This window comes from Denitratisoma sp. agr-D3, from assembly GCF_054658675.1.
In genome coordinates this window covers 974,131-991,999 of sequence record NZ_BAAGIA010000001.1, presented here as the reverse complement: position 1 = coordinate 991,999, position 17,869 = coordinate 974,131, and the positions used below count along the sequence as shown (strand labels likewise).

The 17,869-nt window shown below is 65.2% G+C and carries 16 protein-coding genes, 1 other RNA gene and 1 pseudogene; 12 read left to right on the top strand and 6 right to left on the bottom strand.

The window, feature by feature from the left end; all coding sequences use genetic code 11:
- Window positions 1-77: 77 nt before the first annotated feature.
- The 3 genes from ompA (at window position 78) to ACYQ2U_RS04750 (ending at window position 2,171) form a co-directional block, all read left to right on the top strand.
- A complete protein-coding gene (gene ompA, locus ACYQ2U_RS04760) occupies window positions 78-719 on the top strand; it encodes an outer membrane protein OmpA (RefSeq protein ID WP_459949175.1) in 642 nt (213 codons plus the stop codon).
- 73 nt (window positions 720-792) lie between these two features.
- Window positions 793-1,506, top strand: coding sequence for a bifunctional 2-polyprenyl-6-hydroxyphenol methylase/3-demethylubiquinol 3-O-methyltransferase UbiG (ubiG, locus tag ACYQ2U_RS04755; protein WP_459949174.1), 714 nt, complete (start codon window positions 793-795; stop codon window positions 1,504-1,506).
- Complete coding sequence (locus ACYQ2U_RS04750; RefSeq protein ID WP_459949173.1) at window positions 1,503-2,171, top strand: HAD family hydrolase; 669 nt, start codon at window positions 1,503-1,505, stop codon at window positions 2,169-2,171. The genes ubiG and ACYQ2U_RS04750 overlap by 4 nt, the downstream gene beginning before the upstream one ends.
- A gap of 12 nt (window positions 2,172-2,183) precedes the next feature.
- Here ACYQ2U_RS04750 and ssrA read toward each other — a convergent pair.
- Window positions 2,184-2,490, bottom strand: a transfer-messenger RNA (tmRNA) gene (gene ssrA / locus ACYQ2U_RS04745).
- A gap of 130 nt (window positions 2,491-2,620) precedes the next feature.
- Here ssrA and ACYQ2U_RS04740 point away from each other — a divergent pair.
- The 7 genes from ACYQ2U_RS04740 (at window position 2,621) to ACYQ2U_RS04710 (ending at window position 9,833) form a co-directional block, all read left to right on the top strand.
- The gene (locus ACYQ2U_RS04740; protein ID WP_459949172.1) at window positions 2,621-4,324 is read left to right on the top strand and encodes an ATP-binding protein; all 1,704 of its coding nucleotides are present in this window, start codon (window positions 2,621-2,623) and stop codon (window positions 4,322-4,324) included.
- Window positions 4,325-4,507: 183 nt separating this feature from the next.
- Window positions 4,508-5,092, top strand: a complete 585-nt coding sequence (gene rsxA / locus ACYQ2U_RS04735; RefSeq protein WP_459949171.1) for an electron transport complex subunit RsxA — start codon at window positions 4,508-4,510, stop codon at window positions 5,090-5,092.
- Window positions 5,089-5,658: an electron transport complex subunit RsxB gene (gene rsxB, locus ACYQ2U_RS04730; protein ID WP_459949170.1), complete on the top strand. Its 570-nt coding sequence runs from the start codon at window positions 5,089-5,091 to the stop codon at window positions 5,656-5,658. Before rsxA ends, rsxB begins: the two co-directional genes overlap by 4 nt.
- A 3-nt stretch (window positions 5,659-5,661) precedes the next feature.
- The gene (gene rsxC / locus ACYQ2U_RS04725; RefSeq protein WP_459949169.1) at window positions 5,662-7,395 is read left to right on the top strand and encodes an electron transport complex subunit RsxC; all 1,734 of its coding nucleotides are present in this window, start codon (window positions 5,662-5,664) and stop codon (window positions 7,393-7,395) included.
- Window positions 7,396-7,399: 4 nt separating this feature from the next.
- A complete protein-coding gene (locus ACYQ2U_RS04720) occupies window positions 7,400-8,428 on the top strand; it encodes an RnfABCDGE type electron transport complex subunit D (RefSeq protein WP_459949168.1) in 1,029 nt (342 codons plus the stop codon).
- Window positions 8,425-9,162, top strand: coding sequence for an electron transport complex subunit RsxG (rsxG, locus tag ACYQ2U_RS04715; RefSeq protein ID WP_459949167.1), 738 nt, complete (start codon window positions 8,425-8,427; stop codon window positions 9,160-9,162). Before ACYQ2U_RS04720 ends, rsxG begins: the two co-directional genes overlap by 4 nt.
- On the top strand, window positions 9,159-9,833 hold the full coding sequence (locus ACYQ2U_RS04710) for an electron transport complex subunit E (RefSeq protein WP_459949166.1): 675 nt from the start codon (window positions 9,159-9,161) through the stop codon (window positions 9,831-9,833). The genes rsxG and ACYQ2U_RS04710 overlap by 4 nt, the downstream gene beginning before the upstream one ends.
- Before the next feature lie 132 nt (window positions 9,834-9,965).
- Here the strand turns inward: ACYQ2U_RS04710 and ACYQ2U_RS04705 are convergent, their stop codons facing one another.
- Genes ACYQ2U_RS04705 through ACYQ2U_RS04690 form a run of 4 tightly spaced genes read right to left on the bottom strand, consistent with a single transcriptional unit; the run spans window position 9,966 to window position 14,792 of the window.
- On the bottom strand, window positions 9,966-10,847 hold the full coding sequence (locus tag ACYQ2U_RS04705) for an efflux RND transporter periplasmic adaptor subunit (RefSeq protein ID WP_459949165.1): 882 nt from the start codon (window positions 10,845-10,847) through the stop codon (window positions 9,966-9,968).
- 15 nt (window positions 10,848-10,862) lie between these two features.
- Window positions 10,863-11,060, bottom strand: a complete 198-nt coding sequence (locus ACYQ2U_RS04700; RefSeq protein ID WP_459949164.1) for a DUF1656 domain-containing protein — start codon at window positions 11,058-11,060, stop codon at window positions 10,863-10,865.
- The gene (locus ACYQ2U_RS04695; protein WP_459949163.1) at window positions 11,053-13,203 is read right to left on the bottom strand and encodes an FUSC family protein; all 2,151 of its coding nucleotides are present in this window, start codon (window positions 13,201-13,203) and stop codon (window positions 11,053-11,055) included. The genes ACYQ2U_RS04700 and ACYQ2U_RS04695 overlap by 8 nt, the downstream gene beginning before the upstream one ends.
- Entirely contained in the window at window positions 13,200-14,792 is a 1,593-nt protein-coding gene (locus ACYQ2U_RS04690; protein WP_459949162.1) for an efflux transporter outer membrane subunit, read from the bottom strand. The genes ACYQ2U_RS04695 and ACYQ2U_RS04690 overlap by 4 nt, the downstream gene beginning before the upstream one ends.
- A gap of 167 nt (window positions 14,793-14,959) precedes the next feature.
- Here ACYQ2U_RS04690 and ACYQ2U_RS04685 point away from each other — a divergent pair.
- Both ACYQ2U_RS04685 and ACYQ2U_RS04680 read left to right on the top strand, forming a co-directional pair.
- Window positions 14,960-15,139 (top strand): annotated as a pseudogene (locus ACYQ2U_RS04685) (LysR family transcriptional regulator); the annotation flags it as partial.
- Between the two features lie 27 nt (window positions 15,140-15,166).
- Window positions 15,167-15,910: a substrate binding domain-containing protein gene (locus tag ACYQ2U_RS04680; protein WP_459949247.1), complete on the top strand. Its 744-nt coding sequence runs from the start codon at window positions 15,167-15,169 to the stop codon at window positions 15,908-15,910.
- A gap of 17 nt (window positions 15,911-15,927) precedes the next feature.
- Here the strand turns inward: ACYQ2U_RS04680 and ACYQ2U_RS04675 are convergent, their stop codons facing one another.
- Window positions 15,928-17,829: a response regulator gene (locus ACYQ2U_RS04675; RefSeq protein ID WP_459949161.1), complete on the bottom strand. Its 1,902-nt coding sequence runs from the start codon at window positions 17,827-17,829 to the stop codon at window positions 15,928-15,930.
- Window positions 17,830-17,869 lie beyond the last annotated feature (40 nt).

Genomic DNA, 17,869 nt, shown 5'->3' with positions numbered 1-17,869 from the left:
TGTCAAAACACGACTATGGGATAGAAGTTCCCGATCTGATTTTCCGGTTTATCTCCATCGCTAGGGGGAAGTTATCAATGAAGAATGTTCAAAAATCGCTGCTACTCGCCGCTCTGTTGGGTTTCACCGCCACTGCCTTCGCGCAAACCCCTGGCGTCGACCTGAAGGGCACCGTCGGTTACGTGGTCGATCAACGTGGCAATGTCGCCAAGAGCGGTACCGGCCTGTGCTGGCGCACCGGCTACTGGACGCCCGCCATGGCCATCGAAGAATGCGACCCCGACCTGGTCAAGAAGGATGCCTCCAAGTCCGGCGCTGCTGCCGGTGGCGTGAAGCCCTCCGCTGAAAAGCTGACCCTGGCCGCCGACGCCCTGTTCGACTTCGACAAGGCCGTGCTGCGCCCCGAGGGCAAGGCCAAGCTGGATGAGCTGGTCGCCAAGGCCAAGAGCATCAAGCTGGAAGTGATCATCGCTGTTGGTCACGCCGACCGTTTCGGTTCCCCCGCCTACAACCAGAAGCTGTCTGAAAAGCGCGCTGCCGCTGTGAAGACCTACCTGGTTTCCAAGGGCATCGAACCCAACCGCGTCTACACCGAAGGCAAGGGCAAGTCCCAGCCCAAGACCAAGGCCAACGAGTGCAAGGGTGCCAAGAGCGCCAAGGTCATCGCTTGCCTGCAGCCTGACCGTCGCGTTGAAATCGAAGTGATCGGCACCAAGTAAGCCATCCTCTTCGGGAAAAAAGCCCTGCCCCGCAGGGCTTTTTTCATTTCTGGACTCCCTGCATCTTCCTTCCATGACACATCCCCTCAATGCCGACCCCCAGGAACTCGCCAAGTTCGGCGATCTTGCCCACCGTTGGTGGGATCCCCAGTCCGAGTTCAAGCCCCTGCACGACATCAACCCCCTGCGCGTGGGTTGGATCGATCGCCACCTGAGCCTGGCCGGCAAGAAAGTCATCGACGTCGGCTGCGGCGGCGGACTGCTGTCGGAGGGCATGGCGGCTTGCGGTGCCCAAGTGACGGGCATCGACCTATCGGAAAAGCCCCTGGGCGTGGCCAAGCTCCATCTCTATGAAAGCGGCCTCGACATCGACTACCGCCTGATCGCGGCCGAGGCCATGGCAGCTGCCGAACCCGCCAGTTTCGACGCCGTCACCTGCCTGGAAATGCTGGAACACGTGCCCGATCCGGCCAGCATCGTGAAGGCCTGTGCCACTTTGGTGAAACCCAATGGTCAGGTTTTCTTCTCCACCCTGAACCGCAACCCCAAGGCTTATTTGATGGCTGTGGTGGGCGCCGAGTACGTGCTCAACATGCTGCCCAAGGGCACCCATGAATACGCCCGCTTCCTCAAACCCGCCGAACTTTCCCGTTTCTGCCGCGAAGCCGGGCTCCAGGTCGAGGAAATCCTCGGCATGAGCTACAACCCCTTCACCAAGACCTACTCCCTGGGCAAGGACACCAGCGTTAACTACTTGGTCCGCGCGCGCCGGATCGACGCGGCGTGAACACGGTGAGCACGCCCCACCTGCGCGCCGTCTTCTTCGACCTGGACGGCACCCTGGCGGATACCGCCCCCGACCTGGGCGGCGCCCTCAACCGGCTATTGCAGGAAGAAGGCCGTGTCCCCCTGCCCATGGACCGTTTGCGTCCCCACGTGTCCGGCGGCGCCCGGGCCCTGCTCCGCACCGGCTTCGGCATCGTGCCCGAAGACGCCGGCTATCCCGACCTGCAACGCCGCTTCCTCGACCTCTACGCCCGCCACATCTGTGTCGACACCCGCCTCTTCGACGGCATGGAGGACGTACTGACCGCCCTTGAAAACAGGGGCATCCTCTGGGGCATCATCACCAACAAAGTGGAACGCTACACCCGGGACGTGGTGGCCGGCCTCGGCCTGGCCGAACGGGCGGCCAGCGTCATCAGCGGCGACTCCGCCCCCCGTCCCAAGCCGGCACCGGACCCCTTGCTGATGGCGGCCGACCTCGCCGGCCTGGCACCGGAAACCTGCCTCTATGTAGGCGACGACCTGCGCGACATCCAGGCCGGCAAGGCCGCGGGCATGGGCACCGTTACGGCGGCCTGGGGCTATCTGGGCGAATCCCCCGACCTGGACGCCTGGCAGGCCGACCACATCTGCCACCATCCGCAGGACCTGTTGTCCCTGATCTGAACCCCGTAGACGTGACGACGGGGACCGAAGTCCCCGCCGGCTGTCTTGGGTAATAAGGCTTCAGCGGCCCCAGCTATGCCGTTTAGGCGGCGATAGCGAAACGCTCATCGTTGGCGTTTATGGATTTGCGCGGATTACGTCCGTCGCCTCTCGGGTTGCCTGCTTTCCTTCTCTCACCCCGTCGAAACCAGTACACCCCCCCAGTGGTGGAGGTGGCGGGAATCGAACCCGCGTCCGAAGCGCTTCCAGATCGCCGGAATTACAACCATGGGGCGAATTATGGGGGCTGCCCCCCACAAGTTCAAGGCATTTCCCCTGGGCATGTCCGACTTGCGACAGAAACCCACCAAGTTCAACGCCGACCTCCCCCGCGACAGCCGATAAGCAGGCCAGAGTTCGGGCTTGGCGCAGTTCCTGCGTTGTCGGGCAAAACGCCGATGGAGCTCGCGATGAAGCTACAAATTGAACGCCCCCACGTGGAAGCCCTGGTGACAGCCTTTCCTACCCTGATGCCGCTGCGGGAACAATTGCGCTTCGGCAACCGCGTGGAACTGGGATTCCACCAACTCTCCACCGACCAATTGGATTTCCTCAGCGACCGCTACCATCAAGCGGGGCCGCGGATGCAGGGCCACGCCGCCCAGTTGAGCACCCTGGTGCAGGCCCTCAAGGCAGACCAGGAGCGCTTCGACGGCGAGGACTTGGAAAAACTGATGCCGGCCCTGGCCCAATATCTGGTCAAGGACGGTATCCGCGGCTGGTTGTTCCGCGCCTCCCTCGGTGGCAAACCCCTGGCCTACGTGGTGACCCGACTCGACTACACCCCGCCGGGCCAGGAGGAAACCGCCCGCATCCTGATCGAGCTCAAGGCCAACGCCAAGGCCAAGCTGGCGACGGAAAACATCATGATCCTCAGCCGCGACGCGGCGGGACGCACCCTCAGCGAAATCCTCGCCGCCAAGGGCTACCTCAAGGAAACGCCGGCGTTGATCGCCGCCTACGACGCCACGGCGGAGAAGTATTTCGATTGGCGTGCCCGTTACGGCGCGCAGTTTTCCGGCCAGGGAACCGGCTACTTTGCCGAGGATCCCACCGCCACCCACCGCAATACCGACTGGGCCCGCAAGGACATCGTGATCCTCAGCTCCGCCGGCGGCCAGGCCCGGCTGGTGAACGACGAAGGCATCATCGGCGAACGCTCCCTGGCATTGGATGCCTCCGGCGACATCCTTGGCCGCTACCTGCGCCGGGCCGCCAAGAGCACCCGCTACGACAGCCGGGTCGAAAGCCAGATGGAGGAATCCCAATCCGCCATTCCCAAGGGGCTGTTCACCGAACTGCCCGTGCACAGCTATATCCTCATGTTCCACCTGGACCTGCACCACCATCTGTGGGTGCACGTGGACGACATCCAGCCCTACCGCTACCAGCCGGAACTCAAGAAGAAACTCGTCCTCCGCCCGGAACAGACCGACCTGATCGACATCCTCACCGCCGAGATGGACGTGCTGATGGACGACATCGTCGCCGGCAAGTCCGGTGGCACCACGGTACTCTGCGCCGGCCCAGCCGGGGTGGGCAAGACCCTCACCGCCGAGGTGTACGCCGAAATCATCCAGCGCCCCCTCTACCGGGTCCACTCGGGCCAACTGGGCCTCAACGTGGGCGCCATGGAGACCGCCCTCAAGGACGTGCTGACCCGGGCCCAGCGCTGGGGCGCGGTGATGCTGATCGACGAGGCCGACGTATACATCAAGCGCCGCGACGACAACATCACCATGAACGCCGTGGTGGGCGTCTTCCTGCGAGTGCTGGAGTATTTCAACGGCCTGCTCTTCCTCACCACCAACCGGGCCGACGACATCGACGAAGCCATCGTCTCCCGCTGCATCGCCATCATCAAATACACCCCGCCGGATCGGGAAGCCCGCCGCCGCATCTGGGAAGTGATGACCGAGCAGTTCGCCCTGACGGTGGCGCCGGACCTGCTGGACACCCTGGCCGACCGTTTCCCCGCTGCCACGGGGCGGGACATCAAGGGCTTGGCCAAGCTGGTGGCGAAATACTGCCAGCACAAGGATGCCGCCCCGACCCTGGCGGTGTTCGAGCGCTGCTCCATCTTCCGCGGCATGGACCTGGGCGACGACGCCTGAAGGAAACAAGACCGTTAGCACCCTGCCGGGGCGATGCCTTCATCGCCCCGGCAGATAAGCCTTATCCATAGGAAAGAAAAGCTTTTTCAGCTTGTCGGCCGCAGTCCGAACAGGGATAATTACGCCCTTTCGCCCCGTGGGTCCATGGCTGTTCATGGCAAGGCGTTTCCGGGTTGCTCCCTCATGACCAGTTACCTTTTTCTGTTGCTCGGCGCGGTCCTCGTCAACAACGTCGTTCTCGTCCGCATCCTCGGCCTCTGCCCCTTCATGGGCGTTTCCAAAAAGCTGGAAACCGCCGTCGGCATGGGCGCCGCCACCACCTTCGTACTGACCCTGGGCTGCGGCACCAGTTACATCCTCGACAAATACCTGCTGATCCCCTTCGGCCTGGAATACCTGCGCACCCTGTCCTTCATCGTCACCATCGCCGCCATCGTCCAGTTCACCGAACTGGTGGTGCAAAAGACCAGCCCCGGCCTGCATCAACTGCTGGGCATCTATCTGCCCCTGATCACCACCAACTGCGCCGTGCTGGGCGTGCCCCTGCTCAATATCAACCTGCGCCATGACTTCATGGAATCCCTGCTGTTCGGCTTCGGCAGCTCCGTGGGTTTCTCCCTGGTGCTGATCCTGTTCGCCGGTATCCGCGAGCGGCTGGAGGGGGCCGACGTGCCCAAGTACTTCAAGGGCACCGCCATCGCCTTCGTCACCGGCGGGCTGATGAGTCTGGCCTTCATGGGCTTTGCCGGATTGGACAAGTTCAAATGATCGCGGCCATTCTTGTCATGGCGCTTGGCGCCATCGTCCTTGGCGCTGCCTTGGGTTACGCCTCCGTCAAATTCAAAGTGGAAGGCGATCCCCTGGTCGAAAAAATCGACGCCATCCTGCCCCAGACCCAGTGCGGCCAATGCGGCTTCCCCGGCTGCAAGCCCTACGCCACCGCCATTGCCGCCGGTGAGGCCGACATCAACTGCTGCCCGCCGGGCGGCGAGGACGGCATCCGCAAGCTGGCCGATCTGCTGGGCCGGGAAGTGAAATCCCTGTCTGCCGAACACGGCGTCGAAAAGCCCAAGAGCACGGCCTTCGTGGATGAGAACACCTGCATCGGCTGCACCCTGTGCATCCAGGCCTGCCCGGTGGATGCCATCGTCGGCGCTGCCAAGCAGATGCACACCATCGTCGAATCCCTGTGCACCGGCTGCGAACTATGCGTTCCGCCCTGCCCGGTCAATTGCATTTCCATGGTGCCCATCGGCGAAACCGTCGAAAACTGGAAATGGAAATACCCGGTGTTCGCCATCAATACCCCTGTCGCCCCCCAGAAAGCGGCCTGACCCATGCTGCGCCAATTGTTCAAGTTCCACGGTGGCGTCAAGCCCGCCACCCACAAGACTGACTCCACCACCCAGCCCATCGGCCAGGTGCCGCTACCGGCCGAGCTGGTCATCCCCCTGCACCAGAGCGTCGGTGGCACGCCACGTCCCCTGGTCCAGGCCGGTGACGTGGTCAAAAAAGGCCAGCGTATCGGCGAAGCCGACGGCAACGTTTCCTCCGCCGTCCATGCCTCCACCTCCGGTACCGTCAAGGCCGTGGAAATGCGCACCATGGCCCACTCCTCCGGCCTGTCCGCCCTTTGCGTGGTGCTGGTGCCCGACGGCAAGGATGAATGGATTGATCTCGCCCCCGTGGCCTGGCAAACCATGGAACCCGCCGCCGTCCGTGACATCCTGCGCGATGCCGGCGTGGTCGGCCTCGGTGGTGCCGTATTCCCCACCCACCTCAAGGTAAATGCCGGCAAGGCAGGCAAGCTCAAGACCCTGGTGATCAACGGTGCCGAGTGCGAGCCCTTTATCACCTGCGACGACTTGCAGATGCGCGAGCGCTCCGCTGGCGTGCTGGGCGGCGTCATGATCCTCAAGACCTTGCTCCAGGCGGAAGAAGCCCTGGTAGGGATCGAGGACAACAAGCCCGACGCTATCGCCGCCATGAAGGCCACGGTGCAATCCCTGGGCGATGCCGCCAAGGGTATCGAGATCGTGGCCATCCCCACCCGCTACCCCGCCGGCGGCGCCAAGCAGTTGATCCGCGTGCTCACCGGCATTGAAGTGCCCCACGGCGAGCGCTCCACCGACTACGGCGTGCAGTGCTTCAACACCGGCACCTGCTACGGCATCCACGAAGCCCTGAACCTGGGCAAGCCCCTGGTGTCCCGCATCGTCACCGTCGCCGGCAACGTGGAAGCGCCGCGCAACTACGAAGTGCTGTTCGGCACGCCCATGAGTCACGTCATTGCCCTGGCCAAGGCCAAACCGAATACGGACCGCGTCATCATGGGTGGCCCCATGATGGGTTTTGCCATGCCCAATGCCGACGTGCCCGTGATCAAGGCCACCAATTGCATCCTGGTGGGCAGCCCTGAACTGTTCCCCGAGCCCGAGCCCGAGATGCCCTGCATCCGCTGCGGTGAATGTGCCAAGGCTTGCCCCGCCGACCTGCAGCCTTTCGAACTCTACTGGTACTCCAAGTCCAAGCAGTTCGGCAAGGCCCAGGAATACCACCTGTTCGACTGCATCGAGTGCGGTTGCTGCGCCTTCGTCTGCCCCTCACGCATCCGTTTGGTGGATTACTACCGTTTCTCCAAGGCCGAAATCTGGGCCCGGGAAAAGGAAAAGTCTGCTGCCGACGCCGCCCGGGAACGTTTTGAATTCCGCCAGTTCCGCGAAGAACGGGAGAAGGAAGAAAAGGCGGCCCGTCTCGCTGCCAAAGCCGCCGAAACCAAGGCCAAGCTGGCCGCGGAAGCAACTGCGGCCGCCGCTGCGACAAACGCTCCAACCGCCGAAGGTGCTGCGACGACCGCCGCCCCCGCAGCAGCAGCCGCCGCCAGCGACGACGACGCCAAGAAGGCCCTGATCGCCGCGGCCATGGCCCGGGCTGCCGCCCAGAAGGCTGAAGTCAAACCAGCCAATACCGAGAACCTGTCCCCGGCCCAGCAAGCCCAGGTGGACGCCGCTGAAGCCCTCCACGCCAAGGTAGACACCCTGGTTACCGGCAATGAAAGCGGGGAAAAGTAAAACCATGCTCTACAACTCACCCTATCTGGTCAAACCCGCCAGCGTCCGCAGCGTCATGCTGCGGGTCGCGGCCGCCCTGATCCCCGGCATTGCTGCCTACGTCTGGTTCTTCGGCGCCGCCATCCTGGTGCAACTGGCCCTGGCCTCCGCCGCCGCCCTGGCCGGTGAGGCCCTGATGCTCAGCCTGCGCAAGAAACCCGTGTGGTTGTTCGTCTCCGACGGTTCCGCCCTGGTCACCGCCTGGCTGATCGCCCTCACCTTCCCGCCCATCGGCCCCTGGTGGCTGGTGGTGGTGGCCAGCCTGTTCGCTGTGGTCATCATCAAGCACCTTTACGGCGGTCTCGGCCAGAACCCCTTCAACCCCGCCATGGCGGCCTTTGCCCTGATGATCGTCTGCTACCCGCAGCTCATGAGCCAATGGCCCGCCGCGGGTTTCACCGACTTTCACGCTCAGTTGGGCCTGATCTTCGGTGAGCGCCATCTGGATGCCGTGACCATGGCCACGCCCCTGGATGCCCTGCGTACCGCCCTCCACACAGCCGAAGCCAAGGCCACCGTCGCCGGCATCTTCGGCCACAGCGCCAGCTTCGGCAACGTGGGCGGCAAGGGATGGGAATTCGTCGCCGCCGGCTACCTGCTGGGCGGTCTCTTCCTGCTGCAACAGCGCATCATCACCTGGCACATGCCCGTCGCTTTCCTGGCCGCTTTGGGCCTGATGGCAGGCATCGCCCACACGCTGAATCCCGACCAGTTCGCCGGCCCCCTGTTCCACCTGTTCAGCGGCGGCGCCATGCTCGGTGCCTTCTTCATCGTCACCGACCCGGTGTCCGGCGCCACCACGCCCAGAGGCAAGCTGATCTTCGCCGCCGGCATCGGTTTCCTCACCTGGGTAATCCGCAGCTTCGGCGCCTACCCGGACGGCATCGCCTTCGCCGTGATGCTGCTCAATATTTGCGTGCCGCTGATCGACATGGCCACCCAGCCCCCGGTCTTCGGCCACAAGCTCGACAACAAGAAAAAGGGACACGCATGAGCCAGGAACAGCCCCAGGCCCCGACCACGCCCTCGACCCTAAGCCACGACGACATTCCGCCCCCCGGCGAATCGTCCATCCTGCGCATTTCCGCCCGCACGGCGGTGATCCTGCTCTGGTACTGCATCGCCTTCACCGCCCTGATGGCCGCCACCTACTTCGCCACCAAGCCGGCCATCGAGGCCAGTGCTGCTGCCGAAAAACTGCAGATGATCAATGCTGTGCTGTCCAGCGACCGCTACGACAATGAACTGCTGAAGGACACCATCAGCCTGCCGGCCACCGCCGCCCTGGGCACCGACGACAGCACCACCCTCTATCGGGCCCGCAAGAACGGTGAGGCTTCCGCCCTGATTCTGGAAGCCGTGGCCCCTGACGGCTATTCCGGCAAGATCCGCCTGATCCTAGCGGTCAAGGCCAACGGCGAACTGGCCGCCGTGCGCGTCACCGAGCACAAGGAAACCCCGGGCCTGGGCGATTACATCGACCCCAAGAAGGACCGTAACAAAGCCCGTCCCTGGATCACCCAATTCAACGACGTGGGCTTTGAACAGATTCCCGTCGCCGAATTCAAGGTGAAGAAGGATGGCGGCCGCATCGACCAGATGAGCGGTGCCACCATCTCGCCCCGGGCCGTGACCAACGCCGTGCGCCGCGCCCTGGAATGGACCCTGCCCCGCCGCGAAGCCCTGTTTGCCCTGCCTGCCGGCCAGACGCTGGAGGAACAACCATGAGTACTTACCGCGAAATCACCGCCAACGGCCTCTGGAAGCAGAACAGCATCCTGGCCCAGGTGCTGGGCATGTGCCCCACCCTGGCGGTCACCACCAACTTCACCAACGCCTTCAGCCTCGGCCTGGCCACGGCCTTCGTCATGGCCTTGTCCAACGGCGCCGTGTCCCTGCTGCGGGCCTTCATCCCCTACGAAATCCGCATCCCCGTGTTCATTCTGATCATCGCCGCCCTGGTGACGGTGGTGGATTTGGCCTTCAATGCCTGGATGCACGACCTCTATCTGATCCTGGGCATCTTCATTCCCCTGATCGTCACCAACTGCATCGTGCTAGCCCGGGTCGAAGCCTTCGCCGCCAAGAACCCGGCCCTCAAGTCCACCTGGGACGGTTTCATCATGGGCTTCGGCCTCGCCCTGGTGCTGGGCGTGCTGGGGCTGGCGCGGGAGTTCGTCGGTCAGGGCACGCTGTTCTCCGGCATTGAGGTGGTGATCCCCGGCCTCCACGGCATCCAGATTCTGCCCGAGGACTACAGCTTCCTGCTTGGCATCCTGCCCCCCGGCGCCTTCATCCTGCTGGGTTTCATGATCGCCATCCGCAACTGGCTCGATGCCCGGGCCACCGCCGCCAAGGCTGCCGCCGCCCGCATCAGTCCCGAGCCGCAAGCCGGCTGAAACAAAGCTCGCCGCTTGCTCAGCAAGTCCGGCGAGTCCCAAGAAAAAGGGCTCTTGCTGAATCAGCACAGGGCCCTTTTCCTATGGTGGCTTCCGCGTTTCTGTTGAAGCACGAATCCCTGTCCGTTCCCCTCAACCGAGGTGGGGATGCACGACGATATTGCAGCTCATGCCTGCCGCCAGTTGGGCACCGGCGGGCACCTCATCGATATGAATGCGCACGGGAATCCGCTGCGCCAGTCGTACCCAGTTGAAGTTGGGATTCACGTCCGCCAGCAGACTGCTGCTGGTGGCATTGTCCCGGTCCGTGATGCCTCGGGCTAGGCTTTCCACATGGCCCTTGAGAACAAAGGAGGTCCCGAGCAGGGTCATTTCCGCCGCATCGCCGACGTGGATGGAGGCCAGGCGGTTTTCCTCGAAGTAGCCGTACACCCAGAAGGAATCCTTATCCACCAGGGCCAGGCGGGCTTGGCCGGCCTGGATGAACTCGCCGCGATGGACCAGCAGGTTGGCCACCCAGCCGTCCACACTGGCGCGAATCTCCGTCCGCTCCAGGTTGATGCGGGCCACCTCCCGTTGGGCCAGGGCTTCGTCCAGACGCGCCCGGGCGGCGGCCTCGTCGAGGCTGGCGTCCTCACGGTTTTCCCGGGAGATGGCCTGGTCGTCCAGAACGGCCCGGCGGCTGGCCTGGCGATGGCGCATTTCCAGATCGGCCTTGCGCTGGGCCACCAGGGCATCGGCCTGGGCCAGGGCCTGCTTGAATCGCTGGCTGTCGATGCGGAACAGCAGCTCGCCCTTTTTCACGAACTGGTTGTCCGCCACGGCCACCTCGGTCACCAAGCCGGCCACGTCGGAAGCCACGCTCACCACGTCGGCCCGCACCCGGCCGTCCCGGGTCCAGGGACCGTCCATGTAGCGGGACCAGAGGGTTTGGCCTGCGGCCAGGGCCAGGATGAGCAGGGCCAGGGTTGGCAAGTAGGGAAGACAGCGCTTGAGCAAGGAGGATCGGAGCATGGAAAACCGTTGGAATCAGGGAATGAACAACAAACCGGCACCGGCGAACAGGCAGAAGAAGACCGCCACCCGGAACAGCCCCGGATGCCAGACCCTGCCGTAACCGCCGAAGCGGGCGATCAGCCGGTCGAGCAGCAGATGGACGGCGCCGCAGGCCAGCAGCAGGCCCAGCAGGAAAGGCAGGCGCACGCCGACCAGAAGCAGATCAGCCATGACGCAGCTCCGCGCTATCGAGCACCGACACCGGGTCCGCCAGGGCGCCGCGGATGAAATGCAGGTCGAGCATGAGGCCGCGCCGGAGGCGGTCCGGCAGCGCCGGGGTGGCCCCAGGGGCAAGGGACAGGATGGCGCACTCCACCGCCTCCCTGGCCTGCTGACGCCGGCCAAGGCCGGGCTGCTCGAACAGGGCGGCGAGACGGTCCAGGGCGAGGGACAAGGCCAGGGGCATGGCCTGACGGTGATCACCTTCAAGATGGTTGCGCAGGTCGATGGCGGCCCGGCCCACTTCCAGCACCGTCAGCAACCAGTCAAACACCCACAGATCGGTGGCATCGGCCAATTGCCCGCGAGTGGCGATGCGCTGCACCAGGTCGCGGCTGGCGCTTTCCAGCACTTCCCGCTGCAAGCGACCGGGACCGCGACAGGCTTCCACCATCTGCCGACGCAGGGCGCCGACGATGCGACGGCGGCCCCAGGGCCCGGCGTTGAGATCGATCAGGCTGTAGAACACCCCCGCCGTGACGAAGCCCACCATGTCCGCCAGGCAGGCGTCGAAGTAGTCCGGCAAGCTTGCGCTGAAACTGCGGTCCAGGCTGGTGTGCAGCATGAAGGAGATGTACATGCCGGCACCGAGGCCAGCCCAACGTGGCTTCGCCGCCAGCCAGGCGATCAGCGCCAGGGGCGGGATCAACAGCAGGCATAGCCCCACCCAATCAGTGGCCTGGGGAATCAAAAAGAAATTCCAGGCCAGCCCCAGGGGCAGCGCCAGGACCGAACCGAGCAAGGACTGGCGGATCACTTTGGTCGGATTGGGCAAGGCGGCGAAGATGGTGCCCGAGGCCACGCCGTTGATGATGGGGCTGGTGCCCCAGACCCAGCCGCTGGCCAGCCAGAAGCAGGCCGTCACCGCCATCACCAGCACGCCCCGCCCGGCAGCGGTGAAGGCTTGCAGGGTGTCGGTGCGGGTGGAAAAGCGTAGCCGTTCGGCATCGGCGATCCAGTCCGTGCCGCTCCCTTCCGGCGACTCCACCTGAACCTGGGACTGGCAGTAGGCCCGCAACTCCTCCGCCAGGCGTTGGAGCAACTCCACCCCGGTATCGAAGTCCAGCCCAGTACCCTCCCCGGCCTCGGCCGGCAAGGCCAGGCCTTGGCGCAGGGCCGCCGCCTGGGCGGGCAGTGCGGCCTGCCAATGGGCGATGCGGGCGGCCAGGGCCGGCGCCGCATGCCGGGGATGGCCAGTGGCCTCCCGACACAAACGACTGAAGGGTTCATAAAGATCCAGCAAGCCGGCCGCCAGGGGCGTGCCCTGCCCCAGCCGCCGCAGCATCTGGTGAAAAGCGTGCAGGGTGCTGCTGACGCCCATGAAGCGGTGGTTGAGCAATTGCAATTGCAGACGGGAACGGCGCAGATCGCTGCTTTCCAGCCCGGCATTGGCCTGGGCCGACTCCAGGCCTAGGGCATCGCCGGCGAAGCGCAGCATGGCGTCCCGCCCCGTGTCGCCGGCCCGGAGCTTGGCCGGAGCGCCACCGATGGTGGCGGTGAAATCGTGGAAACGGCGGGCCAGGCTGGCCTTGACCACATCGGCCATGCGTTGGGGAAACAACGTGTCGCTGACCACGGCGGCGCAAAAGACGCCGACGAACATTTCCAGCACCCGGGTCACCGCCACGTCGAAGACGTGCAGGGGATCGTTGAGGGACGGCAGGGCGACAAAACAGACCGTATAGCCGGCGAGGACGAAACCGTAGGACTGGAAGTTGCGGAAGACGAAGGAACCGGCGGTACAGAAAGCCACCCAGAGGGCGAAGCCGGCAAAGAACAGTTCCGGCGATTGGGCGCAGGCGGCGATCAACATCACCGAGACGGCGCCCCCCACCACGGTGCCGATCAGGCGGTAGTAGCTCTTCTGGAACACCAGGCCACTGCGGGCCTGCATCACCAGGAACACGCTGAACATGGCGGTGCGGGGCGAATCCAGGTCCAGGACCAGGGAGATCAAGAGGGCCGACAGGGCCGCCAGCACCACCTTGAACACCTGCATGCCCTCGCCCTTGCTCAGGCCGGCCAGGCCCTGCACCACTCGCCGCCCTAGAGTAACCGGGGCGGATGACGACAGCGCTGGCGCGACATTGCTCATGGCCGGGCCCCAGCCTGGGCCGCCGTGCTGATCACGGTGCTCGTCATGGTGCGGGCAGCGGGCGTTGCGCGGGAAGACGCCTGGGGGCCGCGTGCTCCGGAGTCGACTCCAGCGGAACCGTCATTCCCAGCACCAAGGCTTCCGGGACCGCCATCGCCGCCACGGCGCTTCTCGCCCAACTTCTTTGGCATCTCCAGCTCCCCCGGCAAGCCACCGCCGAGGGCCAGCATCAGGCCGGCATAACTGCGCCGCCGGGCGGCGGCCAGGCTGGCCAGGGTTTCCCGCGCGCTGAGTTCCGCCCCCTGGGCATCCAGCACGGCCGAGTAGGCCAGCACGCCGGCCTGCCAAGCCCGCAAGGTGCTGTCCAGACGGCGCTGGGCGGCACTGCGGGATTGCTCGGCGGCCCGGGTTTCCCGCTGGTTGGCATCCAGTTCCGTCACCCGATCCGCCACGGTTTGCAGGGACTTCACCAGCAGGCCGTTGTAGGCCTCCACGGCGCCGTCGTAGGCGGCGGTTTCCTGGCCCAGGCGGCTGCGGCGGCGACCGCCGTCGAACAGGGGCAGGGACAGGGCCGGACCGAAACCATGGACGCCGGAGGCGCCGTCGAGGAAACGGGTGAAGCCCAGGGCCTGGAAGCCGACGAAGGCCATCAGGTCGATGTTGGGATAGAAGGCCGCCTTGGCGGCGTGGATGCGCTCACCCGCCGCCTCCACCCGCCAGCGCTGGGCGATCAGGTCGGGACGGCGACCCACCAGATCGGCGGGCAAATGGGCAGGCAAGGCCAGGGTTTCCGCTGCGGCCAGATGGGGAGTTTCCAGTCCGTCGGCCGCGCCGGGGGCCAGACCGGCCAGGGCGGCGAGTTGATGGCGGGCCAGGGCCACGGTGGCGGCCAGGGCTTCTTCCTTCGCCTGCTGGCGAGCCAGGGCGTCGGCCAGGGCATCGCCTTCACGACCGGCAGCTAGGCCGGCCTGCTGGCGGCGCTGGATCAGGGCCAGGCCCTTGGCCAGGCGCTGGCGCTCTTCCCGGGCCAGGTCCCGCAGCGCCAGTTGCCGCGCCCACTGGGCATAGGCCTCGGCCACGGCGGCGGCCAGGGCCTGGCGCACCTGCCAGGCTTCGGCCAGGGCGGCATGGTGTTCATCCAGGGCAGCAGCGGCCAGGCTGTCCTGGCGGCCCCACAGGTCCAGGTCGTAGGCCAGGCTCAGGGCGGCCTCGTTGTTCCAATACACGGCGCCCCCCAGGGGCGGCGGGAAAACGTGGGTTTCGGAAAATCGTTCGCGGCGGAAGTCCGCCTTGGCATCTGCCCGCAGGGAGGTCAGGCTTTCCGCCTCGTCAGCGCTGGCAGCGGCCAGTTCGATACGGTTGCGGGCCACCCGCAGGGTGGGATTACCGGCCAGGGCCTGGGCCATGAGCCGGTTCAGTTGGGGGTCGCCCCAGGCTTCCCACCAGGCGCCGCTGTCCGGCACCGTTTCCTTGGCCAGGGGTTCACGCAACACCTCGGCGGTGGTCTTGAGTCGGGACTGGGGCACGATGCCGCCCTGGTCGGCGCAGCCGGTGGTCAAGGCCACGGCGAGGACAGCGGCGCCAGCCATCAGGCACCGCCAAAGAAAAATCGGCAACCGAACAGCACACGGTTGCCGACAAAGCGCGTGGAGATATTGCATGTACGGACTATAGGGATTTCCCTCACCGGGAAAAATGCGCTTTCATGGATAATCTATTCCACCAATGGAACAATTAAAGCCAAGAAAGGGCACCAATGGCCTATAACTGGAACGATATCGAGGTTTTTTGCACCGTGGCCACCCTGGGCAGTTTCACCCGGGCGGCGGAGCGCCTGGACATGCCCAAGTCCAGCACCAGCCGGGCCGTGACCAACCTGGAAAGCCGCCTCGGCCTGCGTCTGCTGGAACGCAGCACCCGGCGCCTGCGCCTTACCGCCGCCGGCCAGGAATTGAGCGAGCAGATGGCGCCCCTCTTCGCCCGCTTGGAGGACATCATCGAGGCGTCCCAAGCCCAGCGCCAGCAACCCCAGGGCGTGCTGCGGATTTCCACGCCGTTCGAATTCGGCGTGCTGCAACTGAACCAGGTGATCTGCGCCCTGCTCAAGGAACACGCGGGACTGGAGGCGGAAATCGAAATGTCCACCCGCAGCGACCACCCGATCGAAGGCAACTTCGACCTGGTGTTCAGCCTCCAGGATCAGGATCCGGAAAATTCCAGCCTGGTGGCGCGGCGGGTGTTTTCGGTGGACACGGTGCTCTGCGCGGCACCGGAACTGGTGGCCCAACTGGGGCAACCGCGCCACCCCAAGGACCTGGCCACCTGGCCCTGCCTATGCGAGGACGGCAACACGGTATGGCGCTTCGCCAGCGGCGACAGCGCGGAAATCCACGAGGTACCGGTCAGGGGCCGGCTGCGCACCGGCAACGCATCCTTGCGCCTGGGTGCGGCCGAGGCCGGCTTGGGCGCGGCCATCATCTCCGCCACCCTGTGTCGGGAATCCCTGGAATACGGCCGCCTGCAAGCGCTGCTTCCCGGTTACCGGACCATGCCGCGCCGGATCTACGCCTCCATGCCCAGCCGCAAGCACGTTCCGCCCCGGGTGCGGATCTTTCTCGACGCCCTCGCCTCCTACGGCGAAAGCCTGCACGGCCAAGTCGCGCAGATTTCGCCCCTGCGCTACGGCACCAGCCAGACCAACCGCTGACGTCGCGACGGACGTCGTCAGGAATCAGGACGGGCGGCGGGCAGGGTGAAGCAAAACTCGCTGCCCACGCCTTCCTGGCTGGCCACGCCGACGACGCCGTCCATCGCCTCCACCAGGGACTTGACCAGGGCCAGGCCCAGACCGGTGCCCTCGACTTCGCCTTTGCGCTCCATGTGCAGCCGGGAGAAGGGTTTGAACAGGTCCTGCAAGAACTCCTTGGGCATGCCCCTGCCGGTATCCGCCACCACGACCTGGACGCCATGCTCGTCGGCCTCGCGGCAATAGACGCGGAGACTGCCCTGTTCCCGGTTGTACTTGATGCCGTTGGACAGGAGATTCAGCAACACTTGCTTGAGACGCTGGGGATCGGCCCGCAGGCAGATGCCGGGCGGCACCTGGTTTTCACAGCGCAGGCGACGCTTCTCGACCTGGGGCCGCAAGAGACCGAAACACTGGTCCAGCAGGGGGGACAACTCGACATTCTCGGCAATGACGGTCAAGCGCCCGGCCTCGGCCTTGGAGAGTTCAAGGATTTCGTTCACCAGGCGAAGCTGGTCCTCGCCGGCGTCGCAGATCTGGTCCACGGCCTTGAGCAGGCTGTCCTGATGGACTTGCGGATCGGCACTGGGGGAGCGGACTTCCAGGGCGATCAACTGGGCATAGCCAAGCATGGCATTCAAGGGGACCTTGAGCTCGTGGTTCATGTCAGCCATGAAACGGCTCTTGGCCCGGCTCGCCTGTTCGGCGCCACGGCGCGCCTCATCCAACTCATGGCGCACCCGCTTGAGCATGCGCGCCCGCTTGGCCCGGGCCAGGATGGCGGGCACCAGGACCTCCAGGGTCACCGGCTTGGTCAGGAAATCGTCGCCGCCCAGATCGAGGGCGGCCATCTGGCGTTCGAGATTGCTTTCGCTGGAGAGGAAAAGGATGGGCGTGTCCACGAGGGCTTCGTCCTGGCGCAGCAGGGCCGCCAGTTCCAGCCCATTGCAGCCGGGCATGTAGACGTCGGTGACGATCACGTCGGGGGCGAAGCGGGCGACGACCGAGGGCGCCAACAGGGCATCGTTGCACACCTCGACCCGGCAACCGGCCTCGGCCAGCACCGTGGAATAGATCAGGGTATGGGCGCGATCATCGTCCACGAACAGCACCCGGAACGGTTCCATGGGAATGCGCGCGGTGACGCCGTTGAGGATATCCAGCAGCTTTTTCACGTCCACCGGTTTTTTCATGAACCGGGTCGCGCCGAGGCGGACCGCCTCCAGGCGGGCCTCGAAGTCGTCGGCCTCGGAAAGACAGAAGAGGTGCACGGTATTGCCCGATTGCTGTCGCACCTGGGCGATGACCCGGGCGATGTCGAGCTCCTCTCGGCAACGGGAGAGGTCCGCGACAATCGCCAGGGGCAGGATGTCCGGCGCCAGGGAAGACAAGGACTGGATCGAGTCCAGGGGCGCCAATTCGTAACCGGCATCGACCAGGGCGGTCTGCAACAGCATCTGGATGGCCGGACTCTCCACCATCAGGGAAACGACCCGGTTGCTGGGCGGCGGCCCGGAATGGGCCACGGGCGCCACGAGCTCCGGCATGTCCGAGGCGGCATCATCCTGTCCGAGCAGGCGGTGGCGCAAGGACAGCCACATCGACCGGACCTGGTCGCGATCCCCTTCCGACAGGGCAAGCTCACTGGCCGTCTTAAAGAAGCTCAACAGGGAGGCGGCCATTTCCCCCAGGCCGACGCTGACCTCCTCGAGCAACAGCACCTCGCGGGAAAGGGAGGCAATCGAGCGGTCCCGCGCCTCGGGCGCCCCGCCCTCAAGAAAGGAAGCCACCACCTGATCCAAGCGGGATACCAGGTCGTCAATCGGATTCTGTACGCTTTGATTCATGAAATGTTTGTCGTCGCCCGTGGCGTCAGCCACGCCCGTGTCCGATCATAGCGAAACTCGTCGGACTCGCCCA

Excerpts from the sequence above, each read along its gene's own strand:
- ompA (WP_459949175.1), top strand. The coding sequence starts at position 78 with ATGAAGAATGTTCAAAAATCGCTGCTACTCGCCGCTCTGTTGGGTTTC.
- ubiG (WP_459949174.1), top strand. The coding sequence starts at position 793 with ATGACACATCCCCTCAATGCCGACCCCCAGGAACTCGCCAAGTTCGGC.
- ACYQ2U_RS04740 (WP_459949172.1), top strand. The coding sequence starts at position 2,621 with ATGAAGCTACAAATTGAACGCCCCCACGTGGAAGCCCTGGTGACAGCC.
- rsxA (WP_459949171.1), top strand. The coding sequence starts at position 4,508 with ATGACCAGTTACCTTTTTCTGTTGCTCGGCGCGGTCCTCGTCAACAAC.
- rsxB (WP_459949170.1), top strand. The coding sequence starts at position 5,089 with ATGATCGCGGCCATTCTTGTCATGGCGCTTGGCGCCATCGTCCTTGGC.
- rsxC (WP_459949169.1), top strand. The coding sequence starts at position 5,662 with ATGCTGCGCCAATTGTTCAAGTTCCACGGTGGCGTCAAGCCCGCCACC.
- ACYQ2U_RS04720 (WP_459949168.1), top strand. The coding sequence starts at position 7,400 with ATGCTCTACAACTCACCCTATCTGGTCAAACCCGCCAGCGTCCGCAGC.
- rsxG (WP_459949167.1), top strand. The coding sequence starts at position 8,425 with ATGAGCCAGGAACAGCCCCAGGCCCCGACCACGCCCTCGACCCTAAGC.
- ACYQ2U_RS04710 (WP_459949166.1), top strand. The coding sequence starts at position 9,159 with ATGAGTACTTACCGCGAAATCACCGCCAACGGCCTCTGGAAGCAGAAC.
- ACYQ2U_RS04705 (WP_459949165.1), bottom strand. The coding sequence starts at position 10,847 with ATGCTCCGATCCTCCTTGCTCAAGCGCTGTCTTCCCTACTTGCCAACC.
- ACYQ2U_RS04700 (WP_459949164.1), bottom strand. The coding sequence starts at position 11,060 with ATGGCTGATCTGCTTCTGGTCGGCGTGCGCCTGCCTTTCCTGCTGGGC.
- ACYQ2U_RS04695 (WP_459949163.1), bottom strand. The coding sequence starts at position 13,203 with ATGAGCAATGTCGCGCCAGCGCTGTCGTCATCCGCCCCGGTTACTCTA.
- ACYQ2U_RS04690 (WP_459949162.1), bottom strand. The coding sequence starts at position 14,792 with ATGGCTGGCGCCGCTGTCCTCGCCGTGGCCTTGACCACCGGCTGCGCC.
- ACYQ2U_RS04680 (WP_459949247.1), top strand. The coding sequence starts at position 15,167 with ATGGCGCCCCTCTTCGCCCGCTTGGAGGACATCATCGAGGCGTCCCAA.